Below are 22,991 nucleotides of genomic sequence, written 5' to 3' on the forward strand. Positions count from 1 at the left end.
GCGCCGCCCTGAGAACAATCGCCTTGCCACCTGTCGACCGTCCGACCGTGTCCCGGTTTCTTCCCTCGTCGCACCCCCGTGCCGGCTTGGCCGCCGGCTCAACCGGTGCTAGCCCGCTCCGCACGGCAGGGCAAGACGAAGGACCGGTGGCATGGAGCAACCGCGAGGCGAGGCGGCCGCACCGGGCATCACGGTGGCGGTGATCGGAACCGGCCTGATCGGGGTGGGCTGGGCCGCGCTGATGCTTGCAAGGGGGCTGTCGGTGAGCGCGTGGGACCCTTCGCCCGGCTTCGCCGAAAGGCTCGCTTCCCAGGTGGAGGCGCGGCGCGCGGCCCTCGCCCCGCTCGGCCTGGTGCCGAACCTCTCGCGCCTCACCGCTGCCGCCACGCTCGAGGAGGCCGTCTACGGCGCAGGCTTCGTTCAGGAGAACGCGCCCGACACCGATGCCGCCAAGCGCCCGCTGCTTGCCACGCTCGATGCGGCGACCGCCCAGGGCGTGCCGATCGCCTCCTCCACCTCCGCGCTGCTTCTCTCCCCGCTCGTCGCCGACCTGCCCGGAGCGGAGCGCTTCCTGCTCGGCCACCCGATCAACCCGGCCGACCTGATGCCACTCGTCGAGATCTCCGGCGGGGAGAGGACCTCGCGCGCGACGATCGACCGGGCGGTCGCCTTCTACCGAAGCCTCGGCAAGCGCCCCGTCGTCCTGAACCGCGAGGTGGCGGGCCACATCGCCGGCCGTCTCGCCGCGGCGCTCTACCGCGAAGCCGTCGCGCTGGTCGAGGACGGCATCGCCGATGCCGCGACCGTCGACGAGGCGCTGTCCGCCTCGATGGGGCTGCGCTGGGCGGCGACGGGCGTTCACCTCTCCTATCATCTCGGCGGGGGCCCGGGCGGGCTCGCCCACTACCTCGACCATCTCGGCCCGGCGCAGGAGCGTCGCTGGGCCTCGATGCGCACGCCGGCGCTCACGCCGGACCTGAAGGCAAGGCTCGTCTCCGAAGTCGAGGCGATCGCCGCTGGCCGCTCCGTCGCCGAGCTCGAGGCTGAGCGGGACGCGCGGCTTGCCGCCCTTCTCCGCGCCCTTGGTGCTGCGGAGGCGCGGCATGGCTGAGCCGATTATTGGCGTGCTCGGCGGCATGGGGCCGCTCGCGGGTGCCGATTTCGTCGCCCGCCTGACGCTCGACACCCCTGCCGCGCGCGACCAGGAGCATCTCCGCTGCGTGCTCTGGTCCGACCCCACCGTGCCTGACCGGACCGAAGCGGCGCTCGCCGGCGGGCCCTCGCCGCTTCCCGCGATCCTCGCGGGCGTCCGCGTGCTCGAGGCGGCGGGGGCGTCCTGCCTCGCCATCCCCTGCAACACGGCGCATCTCTGGGCGGACGAGATCGCCGCGGCCACGCGCCTGCCGCTCCTGCACATCGTCGATGCCGCCGCCGCGGCGCTCGCCGCCGCCGGGGTTTCAGGCGGTACGATCGGGCTGATGGGAACGGCGGCGACGCTTCGCCTCGGCCTCTACCAGAAGCGGCTGGCCGAGCGCGGCTTTGCGTGCCTCGTTCCGGAGGAGGCGGAGATGCGCGAGGTCGTCACGCCCGCCATCGCGCGCATCAAGGCGAACGACCTCGACGGCGCGACCGAGCCTCTGCTCGGCATGGCGCGGCGTCTCGCCGATCGCGGCGCGGCGGCCGTCGTGCTCGGCTGCACCGAGATCCCCCTCGCCCTTCGTGGTCCGGAGGCGCGGCGCTCCGGCCTCGTGCTGATCGACACGATCGACGCGCTCGCCCGCGCCGCGATCGCCTTCGCGCGGCCTCGCCAGACCCGGAGTTGCGTGCGCGGATGATGGGCGCCCCGTAGGCGATCAGACGGTGGCCTCGGGCTGAGCATGCCGATAGACGAGATCACCCGGGTCCTGCGGGCGCGCATGCGCGTCGAGCGTCGCGCCGAGCCGCTCGGCAAGGCGGATCGAGCGCACATTCTCCGGGCCGATGTAGCTCACCAGCGTCTCCAGCCCGCGCACACGACAGGCCCAGTCGCGCATCGCGACGGCGGCCTCGAATGCATAGCCCCTGCCTTCGGCAGCGCTGTCGAGCTGCCAGCCGAGCTCAGGCTCCGGGAAGCGAGGGCCTTGGTTGATTTCGACCTGCCCGATGCATCGCCCTGACTCCCGCAGCACGATCGAAAGATTGCCGACGCCGAAGAGCCTCCACAGCGCGATCCCGTGGCAGAAGACGCCCCACGCGTTCGCGATCGAGTAGGGCCCGCCCATGTGCGCGGCGCGATCCGATGTCATGAGCTGTGCAAATCCCGGCCAGTCGGCGAGAACGGGCTCCCGCAGCAGAAGGCGATCGGTCTCGATCATCGGGGCGATCGTCATGCGCCGGCCGACTGCGGACACGTGCGCCTGTTCAAGGCCGCTAGACCAGCAGCAGGATCAGCAGCGCCGCGGCGAGCGAGACGAAGGCGAGCACGTTCAGCACGCCGACGGCACGATCAGAGAGCGACGCCGAGAGACGGTCGAGCAGGGCGCGGGAGCGGCTTGCCCGGAGCACGACGCGGCGCGACGGCGCGGCCCGGCCGGCGCCAGGCGGACGCGGCGAATCGCGGCCGACGCCCTGCGCATGACGGCGCTCGCGGCCGGCGCCGCTGGCTGCTGGGTTCTGCATCCTCGGTCCCCTCGTTCTCGGCCGCGGCGGTCGTGCCTGGCCGTTGGCGGGAGCATCGCCTGCAGGGACGTCGGATTCGGACGCGGGTCGTGTCTGGGAAGGCCGGTCGCCGGGAGGCGTCAGTCGCACGCGCAGCCCGGTGTCGGGGCGGAGTCGCGCCGGACGATGTGATGGTCGATCCATTCGGCGACGAGGCGACGCGCCTCGTTTACCGACGCCTCGGGATGGTGGATCCGGTAGAGCGTGGTGCAGGCTCCGAAGGCGGCGAAATCGTCGCTGCCATGGGCGCGCAGGTCACGATAGGCGGTGACGACCGCCCGTTCGCAGCGTCGCGTGATCGTGCTGAACTCACGTCCCATCAGGCAACCCCGCTCGGCGTCATGCGCCCATTTCGCCCCGGCCGCCGCGCCCGTAGACGCGACTCAGTTGCGAATCACTCGCAACTGTGAGGTTCAGTTATAGGCACGATCCAACGCCTGTTCAATCGTCAATGCCGCGCGAGGGCGTGCGGCAGGGCCTCCCGCCCCGCCTGATCAGCCCTGGGAGACAACCTCGGCGATGGCGCGGCCGACATCCTCCGTGCCGGCCTGGCCACCCATGTCGCGGGTCCGCGGGCCGCGCTCGAGAACGGTCTCGATGGCCGCGACGATGGCATCCGCCGCCGCCTTCTCCCCGAGGTGCTCGAGCATCATCGCTCCTGACCAGATCTGGCCGATCGGGTTGGCGATCATCTTGCCCGCGATGTCGGGCGCCGAGCCGTGCACCGGCTCGAACATCGAGGGGTGCGCCTTCTCCGGGTTGATGTTGGCCGAGGGCGCGATGCCGATCGAGCCCGCCACGGCCGGCCCGAGGTCGGACAGGATGTCGCCGAAGAGGTTGGAGCCGACGACGACGTCGAACCAGTCCGGGTGCTGCACGAAATGGGCGCACAGGATGTCGATGTGGAACTGGTCGGTCTTCACGCCGGGGTAGCGGAGCGAGATCTCGGCGAAGCGCTCGTCCCAGAACGGCATGGTGAAGGTGATGCCGTTCGACTTGGTCGCCGACGTCACATGCCGGCGCGGCCGAGTCTCCGCGAGGCGGAACGCGTAGTCGATGATCCTGTCGACGCCGATGCGGGTGAACACGCTCTGCTGGCTCACGAACTCCCGCTCGGTGCCCGTGAACATGCGCCCGCCCGAGGAGGAGTATTCGCCCTCGGTGTTCTCGCGCACGACGATGAAGTCGATATCGGCAGGACCGCGATTGGCGAGCGGGGTGCGTGCGCCAGGCATCAGCCGGCAGGGGCGCACGTTCGCGTACTGGTCGAAGCCGCGGCGGATGGGGATGAGCAGCCCCCAGAGAGAGACATGGTCGGGCACGCCGGGCCAGCCGACGGCACCGAGGAAGATGCTGTCGCTCGCCGCGAGACGGTCGAGCCCGTCCTCCGGCATCATCGCGCCCGTCTTCTGGTAGCGGTCGCACGACCAGTCATACTCGGTGCAGGCGAGAGAGAAGCCGAAGCGCCGACCGGCCGCCTCGAGCACGCGCAGGCCCTCCGGCACAACCTCGCGGCCGATGCCATCACCCGGGATCACCGCGATCTTGTGCGTGCGTTCGGCCATCGAAGCGTCCTCCCCCTGTTGACGGGGGCGGACCATAGGCAGCGCGGGCGCCGCGTCAATCCGCGCTGGTCAGCCCCAGGGGGGACTGACCGTCACGACGGGCGATGCGAGCGACGCGAGATCAGCGGCGGCCGGACTTCCGCTTGGCCGAGGCCGACTGACGCGTTGTCCGCTTGGCCGCCACCGGCTTGGCCCGCGGCGTCACCTTGAGCGTGGGGAGTTCCACACTGGCGGGCATCGCGCGGCCCGCCAGCTGCGCGGCCGCGCCCGCGGTTTCCATGGCGGCGGCGGCGCGCTCCGGCATCCGCGCGGCCTCGGTGGGGAACATCGTCCAGGCGCTGCTCCAGAACCGCATCGTCTCGCGACTCATCGCGGCGATCGCGGCGCTCTGCTGGCGGGAGAACTCCGCCGCCCAGAAGCCTCGTGCGGTCCCCGCCATCGTGTTGGCGATGCTGAGCCACTGGCTCATGAAGGGGTTCTTCATGAAGAGGCTCTGCGTGAACTTCGGGTCGATTGCTGTGTATGTCATGCAGTGGATATGGTGCGGTGCAGCATAAATTGCGAGCGGTCATGATGCCTGCTGCTCGAGGCGTGATGGGCGGGGCGTCGCTCAGCCGTTCGCCTCGACCGGAGGCACCTCTGCCGCCATCCACCGCGCGATCGCGGCGATCGCGGCATCGTCGTGCTGCTGGCCCATGACCTGGACCCCGACGGGCAGGCCGCCGACCGCCATCAGCGGCACGGTGACGACCGGCGCGCCGAGGATCGAGCTCATCGCGTTGTAAGAGGGGTCCCCGGTCGTGTGCACGATGGTGCCGCGCGTTCCGGCCTCGGTGCCGAGCTTCGGCGCCGGGCCAATCGCCGCGGGAGCGACGAAGCCGTCGACGAGCGGGGCGAGAGCGGCAAGCCGGGTCCGCGCCTCGGTGCGCCGGCGAAGCAGGTCGCGATAGTCGTCGGTGCTCATCGCGCGGCCGAGCTCGAGCCGGGCCCGAAGCGAGGCGCTAATCCCGTCCTTGTGCTGCGCGATCATGTTCTCGACCGACCAGCGCATCTCGAAGGCGCACATCTCGGTCGAGAGCGACATCGCATCGGCGACCGAGGCCTCGAGCGCGTCGAGAAGCTTGTTCTCGCCGGGCAGCAGAAGCGCCACGCCACGGCCGCCGAGCGCTGCCAGCACACGCTCGAAGGCCGCCCTCGTGGCAGGCTCGGTGAGCGGCCAGCCCTCGCCATGCAGCACGGCGAGGCGCGCGGGCTTGCGCGGATCGGGCGGTGCTGCGGGTCCGAACAGGCCGGGATAGCCGGGGTCGCCGCCCGCCCGCTTGGCGATCTCGGCAGCGACCAGCCACATGTCCTCCGCCATCCCGGCATGGACGCCGACCGTGGAGTGCGACAGCCCCTGGCGTTCGCCGCGGTTCAGCGCGCCCTGCGTCGGCTTCAGCGCCCAGTTTCCGCAGAAGCTCGCCGGGCGGATCACCGAGCCGACCACCTGCGTGCCGATCGCCGCCGGAACCATCCGCGCACCCACCACGGCCGCCGAGCCGGAGGAGGAACCGCCAGGCGTGCGCGAGGCATCGAACGGGTTGGTCGTCGGCCCCGGGTGGCTCATGCCGAGCTCGGTCGTCACCGTCTTGCCGAGCACCACCGCACCCGCCTGCCGCAGTGCCTGGACGAGCGCGCTGTCGCGCTTGGGGTGATTGTCCTTGAAGAGAGGCGAGCCCATGCGCGTCGGCATGTCGCGCGTCTCGAGAAGGTCCTTGATGCCGATGGGCATGCCGTCGATCGGCGAGAGCGGCGTGCCGGATTTCCAGCGGGCCGAGGAGGCATCCGCCGCCTCGCGCGCGCCCGCCTCGTTCATGCACACCCAGCCCTGCACCACGGGCTCGCGCGACGCGATCGTCGCGAGGCACCGCTCGAGATAGTCGCGGGGCGTGTCGGTGCCCTTGGAGAAACCCTCCGTCGCGTCGTGGAACGTCAGCGGGCAAAAGCCGCCCGGAGAATACGTTTCCTGAGTGGAGGTCTCGCGGCTCGGTGCATCGGTCATTCCATTCCTCCCCGGATCGTGCGGCGGGGAGTGTGCACCGGCGCGAGCCGTCAGATAAGCCCGCGCGCCCGGATCGCCTCCGCGACACGCCGTGCCTCGTCGAGCGGGGCCCGCTCCTCGCCCTCCAGCGTCGCGCCGAGCGGTGCGGCGAGCCCGGCGGCGACCAGGCTCGCGTGGAACCGCGCATGGCGCGGTCCGGCGAGCCCCGGGAGAGACCAGAAGAACACCGGCGCGCGGGTCGCGCACGCCTCGGACAGCATCGAGACGCTGTCTCCCGTCACCACGATGACGTCGGCGAGGCCGAGGAAGCCGCGATAGGGGTTCTCCCCTCCGACCGCCCAGCGATGCAGGAGATGCGGCACCGCGTCGAGCCCTTCCGCGAGCGCCCCCTCCGCGGGACGCCCTGTGCGCCGGCTCGTCGTCGCCAGCACCGACCCGCCGGCCTCGACCGCGAGCGCTGCGACGCGCGTGGCGAGGTCGCGCGCGAGCGCGGGCTCGAGCCCCTCTGCGCGCACCGGGCCGCCGACGAGAAGCGCGACGCGGGGACGCGGCAGATGCGCCACGCGCTGTGCCCAGGAGGCGGCCGCCTCCTCAAGCCCCACCCGCGTGATCCTGTGCGGCGCCCCGACCACCTCGATCACGTTCGGCGCCGCCTGAGGCCGGTCATGCACCGGAAGCACGAGCAGGTCGAACCGCGACGGCGCCACGCCCGGCCGCATGACCTGCACGAGCCGCGCGCCCGACCGGCGCTTCAGCCAGAGCGCGACAGGCGCCGCACGCCGTCCGGCAGCGATGACGAGCCTCGGCCAGGGCGGAACGAGCCGCGCCCGCGCCTCCGCTGCGAGCCCGATGAGCGAGCCGCCAGGCAGCAGGTTCGGCAGGCGGGAGAGCCCGGTCCAGGCAAGCGGCTTGATGACGAATGGCTCGCCCAGTGCCTCCGCGATGCCGAGCGCCTGCGCCGCGGTGCCGGCGCGCGGGTCGGCCAGCACCCATACGGGCGGGGTCGCGGCCTCGGTTGCGGTGGCGTTGGTTGCGCGGGGGCTCACGCGAAGCTAGGGAAAGAGAGCAAGAAGGGGAGCCTCCGCCGCATGTCCGACCGTCACGCTACCGTCTGGGACCGCGATGCGGCACTGATCGCCGCGCGAATCCTGCTCGACATCAAGGCGGTGAACTTCAGGCCCGAGGAGCCCTACACCTTCACCTCGGGCTGGAAATCGCCCGTCTACATCGACTGCCGCAAGATCATCTACTTTCCCCGCGCGCGGGCCAAGATCTGCGACCTCGCGGTGGAGAAGATCGGCCGGCATGTCGGCTACGAGACCTTCGACGTGGTGGCGGGCGGCGAGACCGCCGGCATCCCCTTCGCCGCCTGGATCGCCGACCGGATGCTCACGCCGATGGTCTACGTCCGGAAGAAGCCGAAGGGCTTCGGCCGCAACGCGCTGATCGAGGGCGACGCGCCGGAAGGCCAGCGCACCCTTCTGGTCGAGGACCTGACGACGGACGGGCAGAGCAAGATCCGCTTCTGCCAGGCGCTGCGCGACGCAGGCGCGATCGTGAACCACACCTTCGTCGTGTTCTACTACGGTGTCTTCCCCGGCTCGTTCGAAACCCTGAAGGCGATGGACATCGGCCTGCACCATCTCTGCACCTGGTGGGACGTGCTCGAGGTCTGCCGCACCAACCCCTATTTCAGCGACGAGGCGCTCGCCGAGGTGCGAAAGTTCCTCGACGACCCGGTGACGTGGTCGACCTCGCGCGGCGGCATCGGCTCGACGGCTGAGGCGAAGGCAGAGGCGTGAGGGTCGCGGGCGCCGTCGCACTCGCTGCTGCGCTGGCCACGGCGCCGGCAGCGGCGCAGCCGCGCGAGGCGCCCGCGTCAGCGACGCGGGAACAGCTCACCATCGGCATCACGCAGTTCCCCTCGACCTTCCATCCCGCCATCGAGAACATGGCGGCGAAAAGCTACATCCTCGGCCTCGCGCGCCGGCCGATGACCACCTACGACGCGGAGTGGGCCCTCACCTGCCTGCTCTGCGCGCGCCTGCCGACCATCGAGAACGGCGACGCGGTGCCGGAGACGGCGCCGAACGGCAACCCGGGCATCCGCGTCACCTACCGCATCCGGGACGACGCCACATGGGGCGACGGATCGCCCGTCACGGCCGAGGATCTCGTCTTTTCCTGGACGGCGGGGCGCGAGGCGGCGACGGGGATGGGCCCGGCAGAGCTATACCGCTCGCTGCATCGCATCGTGGTGGTCGACGAGCGGACGATCACGCTGCATTTCGACAAGCTCACCTTCGCCTACAACGCGATCAACGATTTCCAGCCCCTCCCCGCGCGGCTCGAGAAGCCGGTATGGGAGGCCGATCCACGCGGCTACCGCACCCGCACGCTGTATGACCGGGAGACGACCAATCCCGGTCTCTGGAATGGTCCCTACCGCATCACGGCCGTGCAGGCGGGTGCCTCGGTGACGCTCGAGCGCAACGAGGCGTGGAAGGGTCCCGCCCCCGCCTTCCGCCGCATCACCGTGCGCACGATCGAGAATACGACCGCGCTCGAGGCGGCGCTGCTCGCTGGGCAGATCGACATGATCGGCGGCGAGCTCGGCCTCTCGCTCGACCAGGCGCTCGCGCTCGAGAAGCGCGCGGCGAGCCGCTTCCGCTTCCACTTCCAGCCCGGCCTCGTCTATGAGCATCTCGATGTCAATCTCGACATCCCCACGCTCAAGGACGCGCGCGTGCGCCGCGCGCTCCTTGCCGCGATCGACCGGCAGCAGATCGTCGACCGGCTGTTCGAGGGGCGGCAGCCGGTGGCACGCACCTTCGTCAACCCGCTCGACTGGATGGCCGATGACAGCATCCCCGCGACGGGATTCGACCCCGCGCTCGCGCGGCGGCTTCTCGAGGAGGCAGGCTGGCGGCCGGGACCCGACGGCATACGCCGCAACGACGCTGGCGAGCGCCTCTCGCTCGAGCTGATGACGACGGCTGGAAACCGATCGCGCGAGCTCGTGCAGCAGGTGCTGCAGGGTATGTGGCGGCAGGCAGGCATCGAGGTGCGGATCCGCAACGAGCCGCCGCGCGTGTTCTTCGGCGAGACCGTCTCGCGTCGCCGCTTCCAGGGGCTGGCGCTGTTCGCCTGGATCTCCTCGCCGGAGAACGTTCCGCGCACGATCCTGCATTCGAGCGAGATCCCGCGCGAGGAGACGAACTGGTCGGGCCAGAACTACACCGGCTTCCGCAACGCGGAGATGGACGAGCTGATCGAGCGCATCCCCGTCACGCTCGACAAGGACGAGCGTCGGCCGATGTGGCGGCGGGTGCAGGAAATCTACGCGGAAGAGTTGCCGGTGCTGCCGCTCTTCTTCCGATCCGATGCGCATATCTGGCCGCGCTGGCTCGAGGGCGTGCGGCCGACGGGACATCTCGCGCCCTCGACGCTCTGGGTCGAGCAGTGGCGGGTCGCGCGGTAGAGCCGATCCTGGCGAGCATCGTCACGCATGCGGCCGATTCTAGCCGTATGCGCTCTGCTCGTGGCGCCGCGTGCTGAGGCTCATCGGCGGGCGGCTCGCGCAGGCCGCGATCACGCTCGCCCTCCTCTCCTTCGCGACCTTCCTTCTGATCGGGCTGATGCCCGGCGACCCGATCGACCTCGCCATCGCGGGCGACCCACGCCTCGGCGCCGAGGACGCCGCGCGGCTGCGGGCCCTGCACGGGCTCGACCAGCCGCTGCTGGCCCGCTACTGGGCGTGGGCCACCGGCGCGCTCCAGGGCCAGTTCGGCTTCTCGCGCCTGTTCGCCAGGCCCGCAGCGGAGGTGCTCGGCGATGCGCTCCTCGCCTCGCTCGCGCTCCTGCTTCCGGCGACGATCCTCTCCGCCGCGATCGGCGTCACGCTCGGCATCCTCGCCGCGCGCCGGCCGCGTTCGGGGCTAGACTACACGGTGAACTTCATCGCCTTCGCCGGCGTGTCGCTTCCTTCGTTCTGGCTCGGCATCCTTCTCGTCATCCTCTTCGCCGTCACGCTCGGCTGGCTTCCCGCGGGCGGGCCACCCGATGCGCCCGGGATCGTGCCGTGGCTGCGGCATCTCGCGCTGCCCATGGCGACGCTGACCGTGCTCGGCCTCGCCTCCTACGCGCGGCAGACGCGCGCGGCGATGATGGAAGCGCTGCGCGACCCATGGATCCGCACCGCACGCGCCAAGGGTGCGGGCGAGCGCGCGGTGGTGCTGCGCCACGCCCTGCCGAACGCCGCGGTGCCGATCATCACCGTCGCCGCGCTCGATTTCGCGACCCTCGTCTCCGGCGCGCTGGTGACGGAGGCCGTGTTCGCCTGGCCGGGCATGGGCAAGACGATTTACGACGCGATCCTCGGCAACGACTACAACCTCGCACTTCTCGCGCTGCTTCTCTCCGCAGCCGTGACGTTGGCCGCCTCGCTTGCCGCCGACATCGCGCAGATCGCGATCGACCCGCGGGTGCGGACGTGAGGGCCGGGGCATGACGGGGCGCGCCTGGCAGCGCTTCCTTGGCCACCACGCCGCCGTCGCCTCGGTCTTCCTGCTCGCGCTGATCGCGGCTTCGGCGCTCGCGGCACCACTGATCGCCGCCGCGCTCGGCCATGACCCGTTCACGCCCGATCTCTTCAAGCGGTTCGAGGCGGCCTCCCCTGCGCACCCGCTCGGGACCGACGAGCTCGGCCGCGACCTTCTCCTTCGCCTGCTCTACGGCGCGCGCGTCTCGCTTGCCGTCGGGCTCGTCGCAGCACTCGTCTCCGCGGTGATCGGAACCGCCGTCGGGCTCACCGCCGCCTGGTTCGGCGGCGCGGTCGATGCCGCGCTGATGCGGCTGGCGGACGGGCTGATCGCGCTTCCCTCCCTGCCGCTGCTGATCGTTCTCGCCGCAGTCGATCCTGCAAGGCTCGGCCTGCCGCGCGGGGCGATGTGGTTCGACCTCGCGCGCATCGTGCTGATCATCGCGGTGTTCGGCTGGGTGAAGGTCGCGCGCATCGCCCGCGCCTCCGCACTGTCGATCCTGAGGCGGGACTATGCACGCGCGGCCGTCGCGCTAGGCGCCTCGGGGGGGCGGGTTCTGTGGCGGCACGTCGCGCCGAACCTCGCCGCGCACGTGACGGTCGCGAGCACGCAGACCGTGGGCGCGGTGATCCTGCTCGAGAGCGTGCTCTCCTTCCTCGGCCTCGGCATCCAACCGCCGCTGCCCTCCTGGGGCAACATGCTCGCCTCGGCGCAGGAGCTCGTTTTCGCAGCGCCGATGGCCGCCGTATGGCCGGGGATGATGATCTTCCTGACGGTGGTCGCGACCAATTTCATCGGCGATGGGCTGGCCGACGCGCTCGACCCCCGGGCCGACATCGTCAAGGCGTGAGCCCCAGCGCTGTCACGAAAGCTTCCCCGACGCGACCGGCGGGCGACGCTAGAACACCGACACAAGGCAGCGGCCAACGCGCCTGGTCGAGACAAGGAGCGATCGATGACCGACACCCCCGTCGTGCTGCATGACGCAGGCGAGGGCGACGAGCCCCTGTGCAACACCTCCGCCAACGCCTCGTTTGGCGAGATCGTCGAGGCGCGGCTGTCGCGCCGCGGCACGCTTCTCGGGGGGCTCACCGCCGCGCTGGGTGCGATGTTCGTCAGGCCCGCGCCCGCCGCCGCACAGGGCGCGACGCAGGGGGCCGCGCAGGCCGGCTCCGAGCCGATGCTCGGCTTCACCGCCGTTCCGACGAGCGCGGCCGACCGCATCGCCGTGCCGCAGGGCTACACCGCCCGCGTCCTCACCCCCTGGGGCACGCCGATCACCGGGTCGTTGCCGCAGTTCAGCACGCGCAACAGCGGCGCCGACCAGGCGATGCAGATCGGCCAGCACCACGACGGGATGCACTTCTTCCCGATCGAGGGGCGCGACCCGTACCAGGGCAGCTCGACCGACGGGCTGCTCGTGATGAACCACGAGTACGTCGAGCCGCGCTTCCTGCACGGCGCGCGCTATGCCGGGCAGAAGCTGAGCGGCTCGGCCGTCGTCGTCACCGACGGCAAGCGCGACGACGACGAGGTGGCGAAGGAGATCAACGCCCACGGCGTCTCCGTCGTGCGGATCGCCCGGCAGGCAGACGGCACCTGGGCGGTGCAGCGCGACCAGCGCAACCGCCGCATCACTGGCCAGACGCCGATGGAGATCGCCGGCCCGGTGCGCGGCTCTGCCCTCGTGCGGACGAAGTACAGCCCCGACGGCACTCGTACGCGCGGCACGCTGAACAACTGCGCGCACGGCGTGACGCCCTGGAACACCTACCTCACCTGCGAGGAGAACTGGGCAGGCTACTTCCGCAACGGCGCAACCTCGGGCGACCGCCCTGCCCTGCCGCGCGAGCAGGCGCGCTACGGCGTCTCGACGCGCCGCGGCCGCTACGGCTGGGAGCTCGCCGCCTCGGCTGCGGACGAGTTCGTGCGCTTCGACGCGACGCCGAGCGGCGCGGACGCGACGGCCGACTACCGCAACGAGCCGAACACCTTCGGCTGGGTGGTCGAGGTCGATCCGTTCGATCCCGAGAGCGTGCCCGTCAAGCGCACCCATCTCGGCCGCTTCGCGCATGAGGGCGTGGTGTTCGGCCCGGCCCGCGAGGGCCGCCCCGTCGTCGCCTATTCGGGCGACGATGCGATGTTCGAGTACATCTACAAGTTCGTCTCCGCCCGGCCGTACAGCGCCGCCACCGCGAATGGCAGCCTGCTCGACGAGGGCACGCTCTATGTCGCGAAGTTCAACGACGACGGCTCGGGCGAGTGGCTCGCGCTGGCGCCCGGCCAGAACGGCCTGACGGAGGCGGACGGGTTCGGCACGCTCGCCGAGATCCTCGTCAACACCCGGGCCGCGGCGGACAAGGTGGGTGCCACGAAGATGGACCGGCCGGAGTGGGGCGCGGTCGATCCCCGCACGGGCGAGGTGTACTTCACGCTCACCAACAACACCCGCCGCGCCGAGAACCAGGTCGATCGTGCCAACCCGCGGGCGAAGAGCCAGTTCGGCCACATCATCCGCTGGCGCGAGGCGAATGACGACCACGCCGCGACGCGCTTCAGCTGGGACATCTTCGTGTTCGCCGGTCCGGAACGCGACAGCCGCGACAAGGCAGGCCGTGCACTTACCGCCGACAGCATCTTCGCCTGCCCCGACGGGCTCTGGTTCGATGCGGCCGGCAGGCTCTGGATCCAGACCGACATCGGCGAGAGAGAGCAGAACAAGGGCGACCTCGAGGTCTTCGGCAACAACCAGATGCTCGCTGCCGACCCGACGACCGGCGAGATCCGCCGCTTCCTCACCGGCCCGTTCGGCCAGGAGATCACCGGCGTCGTCACCACGCCGGATCGCCGGACCATGTTCATCAATGTCCAACACCCCGGCGCGACGACCTCCGCGGACGACTTCGCCGCAGGCAAGCCGGTGAGCCTCTGGCCGGATGGAGAGGGCGTGCCGCGCTCGGCAACCGTCGTCATCACCAAGGACGACGGCGGCATCATCGGCACCTGAGCCGGGTCACGGCCGAAACGACGAGGGCTCCGCCGCGAGGCGGAGCCCTTCTTCGTTCGCACGGCGAACTCAGCCGCCGAACTGGCCGCCCCCCTCTCGGGCGAGGGCAATGACCGTTGAGCGCGGCGGCGTGCCCGGCTGCATCTCGGGCCAGCGCGTCGCGGGGCGGGTGAAATCGGCTCCCTGCTCGAAGCCTGGCGTCCGCACGGCGGTCACGAGCGTCGTGCCTTCTGGCGAGAACGCGAGCCCGCCGATGCGCGCCGCACGTGGCGCGGCATAGACCTGGCGCACCACGCCGCGCTGCGCGCCGGCAGCCGTGCCGCAGACGAACACGCCATCGGCGATGTTGGTCGCGCGCTGCAGGCCGGGAACGCCGTTGCCCTGCGCGGTGCCGATCCAGAGGCGACCGCGCGCATCGACGGCGAGTGCCTCGGGGGCGGCGAGCCACACCCGCGTTCCGGTGCCGTAGCGCGCGCCGGTCGCCGGTTGGCCGGGGTCGCCCCCGAGAACGAGCACCGCACCGTCCGCGTCGTCGGCCGCATGGTCGCGGTTCGGCGGGATGATCTCCACGACATGGCCCCAGGTGTTCACGCCGCGCGGGGAGAGCAGGTTGAGCGTCGCGGGCCCGCGCGAGGGGTTGCCGCGGCAGGCGAGGAACACGCGCCCGTCGGGGTGCACGGCGATGCCGGCGGGGCTGTCGAAGGGGGTCGCCCCGACGCTGCGCGCCGCGGCGCGAAGGTCGATCAGCGCATCCGGCGACGATGGCAGCCGCGCCCAGTCGAGCCGGGAGGGGCCGACCACCGCGACCGACAGCGTGCCTTCGTCGAGCAGGTCGGCATTGGCGGCGCGGTCGGTCGCGTCCACGGGGCGGGCGGAGACGAAGCGATAGAGGTGCCCGTCCTGGCGGTTCTCGCTCATGTAGACGACGAGGCGGCCGTCGGAGGCGAGGGCCGGCGCGATGCCGGCGCGCGGAAAGCGGCCCAGAGCCGTGCGCTTCACGGGAACGGAGGTCGGCTCGAGCGGGTCGAACTCGACGACCCAGCCGAAGCGGAGCGCCTCGTTCGGTTCGGCGAAGCGCGTGCCGAGCGAGCGCCAGGCGGCGATCTCGGCCGACGCATCCGCCTCGCCGAGAAGCGTGCTTCCCCAGGGCGTCGTCGAGCCGCATTCGGGCGCGATGATGCCGCGCACCGCCGCGCCCGAGGGATCCTCGGTCGTGCGCTTGCGGACGTCGCCAGCGAGCGGGCCGCCGACGCGGCAGAGCGTGGTTGCCGTCAGTCGCCGCGCCTGGAAGCCGCCATCGGCGATCACCCAGCGATCGGCCTGCCAGACGAGGTTGATCACGGACGCGCCAACCGACGCGGCCTCGACCTCCGGCAGCGACCGGAGCGCGGGGAACATCATCGCCGGGTTGGCGCGCGGATGCGCCACGACGAGGACGAGCCGGCGCACCCCGTCTGCCGCGGGCGGCGGCTGGACCAGGCCGACCACCACGGCATCCCAGGCGAACTGCGCGGCGGCAGCGCGGGCCTCGGGCGCGTTCGGGCTCCAGGGCGGGGCATCGTAGGTCACGCGGTCGCCCCAGCGGATCAGCACGTCACGCCGGTAGCCGCGCGCGACGCGGTCATCGAGCGCCACCGGCTGGGCGACATCGGCGATGTCGGTCAGCGCACCCTGGGCGCGGGCGGCAACGGGCAGCAGCGCCGCGCCCGCGAGAAGCGATCGTCTGGCGACAAGCATCACGCGTCCTCCGTCTCCGGGGCCTCGTGCACGCGGACGGGCGGCAGCGGCGCTGCCCAGCGCTCGATCTCGACGAGGCAGGACTGCGCTACCGGCCCCTGCCCGAGGCGGGAGGTGCCTTCGTCGCGCGTCAGGATGTTCGGGTTTCCGTGCACGCAGAGTGCTCCTGGTTCGCCTGGCGTGGCAGGGTCCATCCACGCGCCCGTCGCCATCGCGACGACGCCGGGAAGGATACCCTCGCTCACGACGACGCCGGCGAGGCAGGCGCCGCGTTCGTTGAACACGCGAACGACGTCGCCGGTTGCGAGACCGCGCGCGGCGGCATCCTCCTTCCCGATCAGGATCGGCTCGCGGCCCGCCACCTTCGAGGCGAGGCTGACCCGCCCCTGGTCCAGCTGGCTGTGCAGCCGCGTGGCCGGCTGGAACGAGAGAAGATGCAGCGGGAAGCGCTTGGCCTCCTCGGCGCCGAGCCACTCCTTCGGCTCGAACCACACCGGGTGGGCGGGGCAATCGTCATAGCCGAAGCCGGCGATCGTTTCGCTCACGAGCTCGACCTTGCCCGACGGCGTGTTGAGCGGGTTCGCTGCGGGATCGGCCCGGAACTCCTCGAACAGCACGAAGGGCTTCTCGGGTGCGGGGAACTCGAGATACCCCTGCGCCCAGAACGCATCGAAATCCGGCGTCTCGAGCCCTGCGCGCGTCCAGCCCGCACGGGCCTGGTCGTAGAGGTGGCGGAGCCAGGCGCTCTCGTCGCGCTGTTCGGTGAAGGCGGGGCGGCAGCCGAGCGCCTCAGCGATGTCGCCGCAGATCGCGAAATCGTCCCGCGCCTGCCCCTGCGCCGGCACGGCCTTCTTCATCGCCAGCACATGGCGGTCACGCGAGGAGGCGCCGATGTCGTTCCGCTCGAGCGTCGTGGTCGCGGGCAGGACGATGTCCGCATGCCTGGCAAGCGTGGTCCACCACGGCTCGTGCACGACGATGGTCTCGGCCCGTGCCCAGGCACGCAGCAGGCGGTTGAGGTCCTGGTGGTGGTGGAACGGGTTGCCGCCTGCCCAGTAGATCAGCCTGGTGTCGGGATAGGTGATGCGCCGTCCGTTGTACTCGCACACCCCGCCGGGGTTCTCGAGCATGTCGGTGATGCGCGCCACGGGGATGAACAGCCCCGTCGGGTTCCGCCCGGCATTGAGCTGCGGCACCGGCAGGTCCATCCGCGGGTTGCCCACGCCGTTGATCGAACCGTAGCCGAAGGTGAATCCGGTACCGGGGCGGCCGATGCCGCCCGTGATCGCTGCGAGCGCGACCGTCATCCAGTAGGGCTGCTCGCCACGGTCCTGCCGCTGGATCGACCAGGCGGCGGTGATCATCGTCGGATTCGCGGCCATCTCCGCCGCCAGCTCGGCGATCGTTCCGGCGGCGATGCCGGTGATCGGCGCGGCCCAGGCGGGGGACTTCGCCACGCCGTCGCTCTCGCCGAGGATGTAGGCGCGAAGCCTGTCCCACCCGACGCAGTGGCTCGCGAGGAAGGCCCGGTCCTCCTGCCCCGTCGTGACGATGGCATGGGCGAGGGCGAGCATCAACGCGGTGTCGGTGCCCGGGCGGACCGGCAGCCACTCGGCGCCGAGCCAGTCGGGCGTGTCCTGCCTCAGAGGCGAGACGTTGACGATGCGAAGCCCGGAGGCGGCGGCCTCGCGGAGCCAGCGGCGGTACTGCCCCTCGCCCGCCCCGCCGGCGCACACCTCGCCGTTCTTGAGCGGCAGCCCGCCGAAGCAGACCATCAGTTTCGCGTTGGCGATGATCGATGGCCAGTCGGTCGCCGGGCCCTGGATGCAGTCGTTCGAGCCGACCACGTGCGGCATCAGCGTCATGCCCGCCGCGTAGGAGTAGTTCGTCACCTGCCCGGTGAAGCCGCCGGCGGCGCCGAGCATGCGGTGAAGCTGGGTGCGCGCATGGTGGAACCGCCCTGCGGAGGACCAGCCGTAGCTGCCGCCGAAGATCGAGGCGTTGCCGTGCTCCTTCCTGACCCGGTCGATCTCGCCGGCGACGAGGCGGATGGCGTGATCCCACTCGAGCGGCACGAAGGCATCGCCGCCGCGCAGGCTTCCCGCCCGCTCGCCTCGCAGCCAGCCGGCGCGGACATAGGGCCGGTCGATCCGCGTTCGGGAATGGACGATGTCGGGAACGCTCTCGATCAGCATGCCGGGGTGGCGGTCCCCCGCGAAGGGCCGGACGGCGGCGACCCGCCCGTCCTCGACGAGCGCATCGAAGGCGCCCCAATGGCTGGAGTGGGGAACGGCTGTGAGGGTCATGACGGTCCTCGAGGTGTGACCTGAGGTGTTACAACGGCCTCGTTCCGGGGCCAACCCGGCGAGCCCTGACGGTCACGCGAGGCAGGCGGGCGCCGCAGGGGTCAGCCAGGGGGCTCGGCGGGGTTCCGGGCGGCCGCGCGAGGGCCTAGGATGGCCCGACCGAGGAAGGAGAATGCCATGACCCCCCCGCCCGCCGGCAACAGCGCCGCTGCCCGCGACATCGCCTCCGTGCTCCACCCCTATACCGACCTGAAAGCGCACCTGGAGAACGGCCCGCTCGTGATTGCGCGCGGCAAGGGCGTGCGCGTCTATGACGAGGCGGGCAAGGAATACATCGAGACGGTGGCGGGCCTCTGGTGCGCCGCCCTCGGCTTCGACAACGAGCGGCTGGTGCAGGCCGCCGTGAAGCAGATGCGCGAGCTTCCCTTCTACCACGCCTTCACGGGCCGCTCGCACGAGCCGATGATCCGGCTCGCCGAGATGCTGCTCGAGCGTGCGCCGGCAGCGAATGGCGGGCGGATGAGCAAGGTGTTCTTCGCCAATTCCGGTTCGGAAGCGAACGATACCGCGATCAAGATGATCTGGTACGCCAACAATGCCTGGGGGCGGCCACAGAAGAAGAAGATCATCGGCCGCGTGCGCGGCTATCACGGCATCACCATCGCCTCGGCCTCCGTCACCGGCCAGGTGGCGAACCACAAGGCGTTCGACGTGCCGCTGCCGGGCTTCATCCACACGATGTGCCCGACCTACTACCACAACGGGCTTCCGGGCGAGACCGAGGAGGCGTTCAGCCAGCGCTGCGCGGACGAGCTCGAGAAGCTGATCCTCGCCGAGGGGCCCGACACGATCGCGGCGATGTTCGCAGAGCCCATCCAGGGCGCGGGCGGCGTCGTCGTGCCGCCGCGCGGCTACTTCCCCGCCATCCAGAAGGTGCTCCGCAAGTACGACATCCTTCTCGTCGCCGACGAGGTGATCTGCGGCTTCGCGCGCACCGGCAACTACTGGGGCTCGCAGACCTACGACATGGAGCCCGACATCCTCGTCTGTGCCAAGGCGCTGTCCTCCTCCTACCTGCCGATCAGCGCGGTGATGGTGAACCAGCGCGTGTTCGACGCGCTCGCGGCGAAGAGCCACGAGATCGGCACGTTCGGTCACGGCTTCACCTATTCCGGCCACCCGGTTCCGGCCGCGGTCGCGATCGAGACGCTGACGATCTATGACGAGATCGACATCGTCGGGCACGTGCGCGAGGTCGGCGCGCATTTCCAGGCCGAGCTCCGCCGCCGCTTCCAGGACCATCCGCTGATCGGCGAGGTGCGCGGCATCGGGCTGATCGGCGCGGTCGAGCTCGTCGAGGACAAGGAGGCGCGCAAGAACTTCGACCCGTCCCGCAAGGCCGGCGCGAAGCTCGTGAAGATCGCCGAGGGCCATGGGCTGATCTGCCGCGCGATGGTGCTCGACAGCATCGGGTTCAGCCCGCCGCTGATCATCACCAAGGCAGAGATCGACGAGATGCTCGACCGGTTCGAGAGGACGCTCGACGACCTCGCCGTGCAGCTCCGCCGCGAGGCGATCGCGCCGGTTTCGTAACCGCGAGGGGCCTGTACCGCGCCGGCATCGGCAAAGCCGCGCGAGGTGCGCTTTACCTAGGCGGCAGCGGCGAGCAGGCCGCTGCCGTCGCGATGGCGAGGCGGTAGAGCCTGAAGGCGGCGATGCCGGCTCCGGGGACGGAGGCGGCAAGCTGCCGGACCACGGGCGTCGCGCCGACGAGGCTCTCGGCCGTCGTCTGCGCCAGCAGGTCCGCCCCCGCCGTCGTCGCCGCGATCGACACCGTGCGGCGCAAGAGCTTGGCGGTGGCGGCGAGGCCCGGCCGGAACCCGTGCAGCGCTGCCACCTCCCGCACCACCCGAAGCCCGCGCCAGCCCGCGACCACCGCATCGAGCGACGGCGACGGCACGAGCGCCACGACCGCGCCACCCTCCACCGCCGCGCGCCGGCCAAGCCTGGCGGATTCGGCCGCAAGCGCCAGCGACACCCCACCCGCAAGATGCGCCGCGATCTCGCTGACCGACCCCGCAGCCTCGATGGCCGGGATGATGCGGCCCGCCTCAGACACGCGTGCGGCGACGCCGCGCACCCAGGCAAGTGCCTCCGACCGCGTCTGGTCCAGGGGCGAGGCAGGGTCGGCGAGCAGGGCGCGAAGCCGATCGACCCGCTTCAGCGATGCGAGCCCCCGCCATTCCCGCCAGAACGCGGCGGCGACGAGCCCAGCGCCCGCGCCGACCACGCCGAGCGAAAGCCAGCCGAGAACGGCCGAGGCAGCGAACTGCGCCGCGACCAGGCCGGCGAGCCCGAAGCCTGCCCAGGCGCCGAGCAGCACCGCGGCACCTGCCGCGGCGAGGCTGAGCGTGCCCCACCCTGCGCCTGGAACAGAGAGCTCCGCCGGTGCCCAGGCGGGTGCGACCGGCCCACCCCGGCCTTCCTCCTCGAGCAGGCCCGGCAGGCGTGGCGCGGCCTCGCGCTCGGCCACCGGCCGCGCGGCCGGCTCGTCGGTGAAGCCGGGGCGTCGATCGGTCATGCGAGCGCGTCTCCGAGCACGTCGGCGAGCAGGGTATCGAGGCCGATATGGGGAATGCCGTTGCGCGCGTGGAGGTCGATCAGCGGCGGGCGGAAGCCCTCGAACAGGAAGGGCGGCGCGGCCCAGTAGGACGCGCCGGGCCGCGTGGCCGGCACATGGCCCGGATCGAAGCTGCGGCGCTTCTCCGCCCCGAGGGGGATTCCGGAGACCGCCTCGACGCTGCGCCCGTCGCGCATCACCCGCACGTCCTCCGTCGCGCGAAGCGAGGCGACGGCATGCACGCTCCTCCCCTCCCCCTTGGCGGCATCGCCGAGAAGGTCGCGCAACAGCGAGGCGAGCGCGGGGCGCATCGTCGCGGGCACGTGATCGGCCTTCGTCGCGGCGAAGCCGAGATGCGTCGGCTGCGCCTGGCCGAGTAGCCGCGCGAGCAGGCCGTCCCGCCTGAGCGCGCGCGCGATCGCGCCGATCGCCCGTGCGGTGTCGTCGAACGCCGCCTCGCCCGCATGCAGGGCGCCGAGCACGTCGACGAGAACGATCTGCCGGTCGAACCGGTCGAGCCGGCCGCGGAACGCTTCCCGGCGCATGTCGTCGAGATAGGCGGCGTGGCGGTCTGCCAGGAGAGCGGCGAGGGTTCCGGGAAGGGCACGATCGCTCGCGTCGGGGAGCGGGAAGAAGAACAGCACCGGCGCCTCGCCGCGCGGCCCAGGATTGAGCGCGCGGCCAGGCTGCAGCCAGCGAAGCCCGTGCTCGCGAAGCCGGTGCAGCGCCTCGCGGTAGAGCGTGTAGCCGCGGCGCGCGACCGATTCGTCGCCTGGGTCGGAGCCGCGCACGCCCGAGAGCCAGGTGAGGAAGGGCGCGGCCTCCGCCGCACGGAGCGGGTGCGACAGCGAGGCCATGGTCTCGCGCGACCAGTCGGCATAGTCCTGGCCGAGCATCGGCAGGTCGAGCAGCCATTCTCCAGGATAGTCGAGCACCTCGAGCGTCACGCGCCGAGGGCCTGCGAGGCGGCCGAGCGCGTGCGAGCGGTCGAGCGTCAGCGTCAGCGCGATGCGGGAGAGATCGGCCGTGCGGTCAGGCCAGGAAGGTTCGCGCCCGGCAAGCGCCTCGAGCTTCGCGTCGAGATCGAAATGCGGAACGGTCGAGCTTCCCGAAGGTGCGCGCGTGACAGAGCGGAGCCGCGCTCCGTCGCCGATCCGCCGCGCCAGGGCCGGCAGCGTGTCGACGCGCCGGCCCATCGCGAGGAGATTGGCGAGCATCGAGACGATGAAGACGGTCTTGCCCGCGCGCGACAGGCCTGTGACCGCGAGGCGGATCACCGTCTCGTTCAGCGTGTCGTCGGCGGTGCGGATACCCGTTTCGAGAAGGGAACGGAGCCAGGCGACGGGATCGGTGGGCAGCAACGCTCCTACCGCACCCGGGCGATGCAGAAATCCACGATGCCTAGAAGCGCCCGGCGCTCCGCCCCGTCGGGGAACCGGGCGAGCGCCGCGCGGGCACGGTCTCCATAGGCCTCGGCACGACGGACGCTCTCGGCAAGCGTGCCGTGCCGCGCCATCAGCCGCATCGCGGTGGCGAGATCGTCCTCACGCTGCTCCTGCGCCTCGATGGTGCGCCGCCAGAAGCCGCGCTCCTCCTCGTCGCCCGCCGCGTAGGCGAGCAGAACGGGGAGCGTCACCTTGCCCTCGCGAAAATCGTCGCCCACCGTCTTGCCGAGGCGCTCCTGCTCTGCGGCATAGTCGAGCACGTCGTCGACCACCTGGAAGGCGATGCCGAGATTGAGCCCGTAGGCCTCGAGCGCGAGCTCGTCCTCGAGATCGCGCTCGGCCACCACGGCGCCGATGCGCGTGGCCGCAGCGAACAGGGCGGCCGTCTTGCAGCGGATCACCTCGAGGTAGCGCGCCTCGTCGGTCCCCAGATCGTTCTGGGTGACGAGCTGCAGCACCTCGCCCTCCGCGATGGTGCTCGAGGCGGAGGACAGGATGCCGAGCACGGCGAGCGAGCCGTCCTCCACCATCAGCTCGAAGCTGCGGCTGAACAGGAAATCGCCCACCAGCACGCTCGCCTTGTTGCCGAACACGGCATTTGCCGAGGCAAGGCCGCGGCGAAGCTGGCTCTCGTCGACCACGTCATCGTGCAGGAGCGTCGCGGTGTGGATGAACTCGACGCAGGCGGCGAGGTTCACGTGCCGCTGGCCGCGATAGCCCGCGAGCCGCGCGGCCGCGAGCGTGAGCATCGGGCGCAGCCGCTTGCCGCCCGCGGCGACGAGATGGGCGGCGAGCCGGGGAATGAGCTCCACCGGGCTGTCCATCCGCGCGACGATGACGCGATTGCACGCCTCGAGGTCATCCGCCACCAGGGCGGCGAGGACCGACAGCGCGTCCTCAGCCTGCGCGGAAACGCCTGCGTGCCTGTCGTCCACCGTTCTCTGCTCGGCCAAGGCCCGCACGCGGTTCTCCGGATTGCTTGACCACCCCCTGGTCCCTGTCAGGATATTGGCCGGGAGAAAAGCGGGTCAA

General features: G+C 71.4%; 20 protein-coding genes. 8 read left to right on the forward strand and 12 right to left on the reverse strand.

Annotation, left to right across the window (positions count from 1 at the left end):
* Nucleotides 1–151: 151 nt before the first annotated feature.
* Nucleotides 152–1,111: a 3-hydroxyacyl-CoA dehydrogenase NAD-binding domain-containing protein gene (locus FIF60_RS01195; protein ID WP_144182939.1), complete on the forward strand. Its 960-nt coding sequence runs from the start codon at nt 152–154 to the stop codon at nt 1,109–1,111.
* Nucleotides 1,104–1,835 (forward strand): cysteate racemase, encoded by a 732-nt coding sequence (gene cuyB, locus FIF60_RS01200; protein ID WP_144182941.1) that lies wholly within the window; start codon nt 1,104–1,106, stop codon nt 1,833–1,835. The genes FIF60_RS01195 and cuyB overlap by 8 nt, the downstream gene beginning before the upstream one ends.
* Before the next feature lie 18 nt (nt 1,836–1,853).
* On the opposite strand, the gene FIF60_RS01205 is transcribed toward cuyB, so the two are convergent.
* The 7 genes from FIF60_RS01205 to FIF60_RS01235 form a co-directional block, all read right to left on the reverse strand.
* Nucleotides 1,854–2,369: a GNAT family N-acetyltransferase gene (locus FIF60_RS01205; protein WP_144182943.1), complete on the reverse strand. Its 516-nt coding sequence runs from the start codon at nt 2,367–2,369 to the stop codon at nt 1,854–1,856.
* 40 nt (nt 2,370–2,409) lie between these two features.
* Entirely contained in the window at nt 2,410–2,658 is a 249-nt protein-coding gene (locus FIF60_RS01210; protein ID WP_144182945.1) for a hypothetical protein, read from the reverse strand.
* A 119-nt stretch (nt 2,659–2,777) separates the two neighbouring features.
* Complete coding sequence (locus FIF60_RS01215; RefSeq protein WP_144182947.1) at nt 2,778–3,017, reverse strand: hypothetical protein; 240 nt, start codon at nt 3,015–3,017, stop codon at nt 2,778–2,780.
* A 174-nt stretch (nt 3,018–3,191) separates the two neighbouring features.
* On the reverse strand, nt 3,192–4,262 hold the full coding sequence (locus FIF60_RS01220) for a tartrate dehydrogenase (RefSeq protein WP_144182949.1): 1,071 nt from the start codon (nt 4,260–4,262) through the stop codon (nt 3,192–3,194).
* Between the two features lie 121 nt (nt 4,263–4,383).
* Complete coding sequence (locus FIF60_RS01225) at nt 4,384–4,791, reverse strand: hypothetical protein (protein ID WP_158639014.1); 408 nt, start codon at nt 4,789–4,791, stop codon at nt 4,384–4,386.
* 81 nt (nt 4,792–4,872) lie between these two features.
* The gene (locus tag FIF60_RS01230; RefSeq protein WP_144182953.1) at nt 4,873–6,303 is read right to left on the reverse strand and encodes an amidase; all 1,431 of its coding nucleotides are present in this window, start codon (nt 6,301–6,303) and stop codon (nt 4,873–4,875) included.
* A gap of 50 nt (nt 6,304–6,353) precedes the next feature.
* On the reverse strand, nt 6,354–7,349 hold the full coding sequence (locus FIF60_RS01235) for a mitochondrial fission ELM1 family protein (protein WP_144182955.1): 996 nt from the start codon (nt 7,347–7,349) through the stop codon (nt 6,354–6,356).
* Between the two features lie 42 nt (nt 7,350–7,391).
* Here FIF60_RS01235 and FIF60_RS01240 point away from each other — a divergent pair, with 42 nt between their 5' ends.
* The 5 genes from FIF60_RS01240 (at nt 7,392) to FIF60_RS01260 (ending at nt 13,851) form a co-directional block, all read left to right on the forward strand.
* Nucleotides 7,392–8,105 (forward strand): orotate phosphoribosyltransferase, encoded by a 714-nt coding sequence (locus FIF60_RS01240; RefSeq protein ID WP_144182957.1) that lies wholly within the window; start codon nt 7,392–7,394, stop codon nt 8,103–8,105.
* A complete protein-coding gene (locus tag FIF60_RS01245; RefSeq protein WP_239451436.1) occupies nt 8,102–9,784 on the forward strand; it encodes a peptide ABC transporter substrate-binding protein in 1,683 nt (560 codons plus the stop codon). The genes FIF60_RS01240 and FIF60_RS01245 overlap by 4 nt, the downstream gene beginning before the upstream one ends.
* A gap of 70 nt (nt 9,785–9,854) precedes the next feature.
* Nucleotides 9,855–10,799: an ABC transporter permease gene (locus FIF60_RS01250; RefSeq protein WP_144182959.1), complete on the forward strand. Its 945-nt coding sequence runs from the start codon at nt 9,855–9,857 to the stop codon at nt 10,797–10,799.
* Between the two features lie 10 nt (nt 10,800–10,809).
* The gene (locus FIF60_RS01255; RefSeq protein ID WP_144182961.1) at nt 10,810–11,694 is read left to right on the forward strand and encodes an ABC transporter permease; all 885 of its coding nucleotides are present in this window, start codon (nt 10,810–10,812) and stop codon (nt 11,692–11,694) included.
* A 105-nt stretch (nt 11,695–11,799) separates the two neighbouring features.
* Entirely contained in the window at nt 11,800–13,851 is a 2,052-nt protein-coding gene (locus FIF60_RS01260) for a PhoX family protein (RefSeq protein WP_144182964.1), read from the forward strand.
* A gap of 69 nt (nt 13,852–13,920) precedes the next feature.
* On the opposite strand, the gene FIF60_RS01265 is transcribed toward FIF60_RS01260, so the two are convergent.
* On the reverse strand, nt 13,921–15,588 hold the full coding sequence (locus FIF60_RS01265) for a PhoX family protein (protein ID WP_239451450.1): 1,668 nt from the start codon (nt 15,586–15,588) through the stop codon (nt 13,921–13,923).
* The gene (locus tag FIF60_RS01270; protein ID WP_144182968.1) at nt 15,588–17,894 is read right to left on the reverse strand and encodes a molybdopterin-dependent oxidoreductase; all 2,307 of its coding nucleotides are present in this window, start codon (nt 17,892–17,894) and stop codon (nt 15,588–15,590) included. The genes FIF60_RS01265 and FIF60_RS01270 overlap by 1 nt, the downstream gene beginning before the upstream one ends.
* 177 nt (nt 17,895–18,071) lie before the next feature.
* Between FIF60_RS01270 and FIF60_RS01275 the strand changes: the two genes are divergently transcribed.
* Entirely contained in the window at nt 18,072–19,487 is a 1,416-nt protein-coding gene (locus FIF60_RS01275; RefSeq protein WP_144182970.1) for an aspartate aminotransferase family protein, read from the forward strand.
* A gap of 52 nt (nt 19,488–19,539) precedes the next feature.
* On the opposite strand, the gene FIF60_RS01280 is transcribed toward FIF60_RS01275, so the two are convergent.
* From FIF60_RS01280 to FIF60_RS01290, 3 genes are read right to left on the reverse strand one after another with little or no spacing between them, the layout of a single operon-like run.
* Entirely contained in the window at nt 19,540–20,475 is a 936-nt protein-coding gene (locus FIF60_RS01280) for a DUF697 domain-containing protein (RefSeq protein ID WP_144182972.1), read from the reverse strand.
* Complete coding sequence (locus FIF60_RS01285; RefSeq protein WP_239451437.1) at nt 20,472–21,875, reverse strand: YcjX family protein; 1,404 nt, start codon at nt 21,873–21,875, stop codon at nt 20,472–20,474. Before FIF60_RS01285 ends, FIF60_RS01280 begins: the two co-directional genes overlap by 4 nt.
* A gap of 5 nt (nt 21,876–21,880) precedes the next feature.
* Nucleotides 21,881–22,894: a polyprenyl synthetase family protein gene (locus FIF60_RS01290; protein WP_239451438.1), complete on the reverse strand. Its 1,014-nt coding sequence runs from the start codon at nt 22,892–22,894 to the stop codon at nt 21,881–21,883.
* Nucleotides 22,895–22,991: the final 97 nt, after the last annotated feature.

The sequence above is a fragment of the Elioraea rosea genome (assembly GCF_007644105.1).
In the GTDB taxonomy this organism is placed as follows: Bacteria; Pseudomonadota; Alphaproteobacteria; order Acetobacterales; family Acetobacteraceae; genus Elioraea_A; species Elioraea_A rosea.

What these genes read in the sequence shown, in the direction of transcription:
- FIF60_RS01195 (WP_144182939.1), top strand. Translation starts at nt 152, where the DNA reads ATGGAGCAACCGCGAGGCGAGGCGGCCGCACCGGGCATCACGGTGGCG.
- cuyB (WP_144182941.1), top strand. Translation starts at nt 1,104, where the DNA reads ATGGCTGAGCCGATTATTGGCGTGCTCGGCGGCATGGGGCCGCTCGCG.
- FIF60_RS01205 (WP_144182943.1), bottom strand. Translation starts at nt 2,369, where the DNA reads ATGACGATCGCCCCGATGATCGAGACCGATCGCCTTCTGCTGCGGGAG.
- FIF60_RS01210 (WP_144182945.1), bottom strand. Translation starts at nt 2,658, where the DNA reads ATGCAGAACCCAGCAGCCAGCGGCGCCGGCCGCGAGCGCCGTCATGCG.
- FIF60_RS01215 (WP_144182947.1), bottom strand. Translation starts at nt 3,017, where the DNA reads ATGGGACGTGAGTTCAGCACGATCACGCGACGCTGCGAACGGGCGGTC.
- FIF60_RS01220 (WP_144182949.1), bottom strand. Translation starts at nt 4,262, where the DNA reads ATGGCCGAACGCACGCACAAGATCGCGGTGATCCCGGGTGATGGCATC.
- FIF60_RS01225 (WP_158639014.1), bottom strand. Translation starts at nt 4,791, where the DNA reads ATGACATACACAGCAATCGACCCGAAGTTCACGCAGAGCCTCTTCATG.
- FIF60_RS01230 (WP_144182953.1), bottom strand. Translation starts at nt 6,303, where the DNA reads ATGACCGATGCACCGAGCCGCGAGACCTCCACTCAGGAAACGTATTCT.
- FIF60_RS01240 (WP_144182957.1), top strand. Translation starts at nt 7,392, where the DNA reads ATGTCCGACCGTCACGCTACCGTCTGGGACCGCGATGCGGCACTGATC.
- FIF60_RS01255 (WP_144182961.1), top strand. Translation starts at nt 10,810, where the DNA reads ATGACGGGGCGCGCCTGGCAGCGCTTCCTTGGCCACCACGCCGCCGTC.
- FIF60_RS01260 (WP_144182964.1), top strand. Translation starts at nt 11,800, where the DNA reads ATGACCGACACCCCCGTCGTGCTGCATGACGCAGGCGAGGGCGACGAG.
- FIF60_RS01265 (WP_239451450.1), bottom strand. Translation starts at nt 15,588, where the DNA reads ATGCTTGTCGCCAGACGATCGCTTCTCGCGGGCGCGGCGCTGCTGCCC.
- FIF60_RS01270 (WP_144182968.1), bottom strand. Translation starts at nt 17,894, where the DNA reads ATGACCCTCACAGCCGTTCCCCACTCCAGCCATTGGGGCGCCTTCGAT.
- FIF60_RS01275 (WP_144182970.1), top strand. Translation starts at nt 18,072, where the DNA reads ATGACCCCCCCGCCCGCCGGCAACAGCGCCGCTGCCCGCGACATCGCC.
- FIF60_RS01280 (WP_144182972.1), bottom strand. Translation starts at nt 20,475, where the DNA reads ATGACCGATCGACGCCCCGGCTTCACCGACGAGCCGGCCGCGCGGCCG.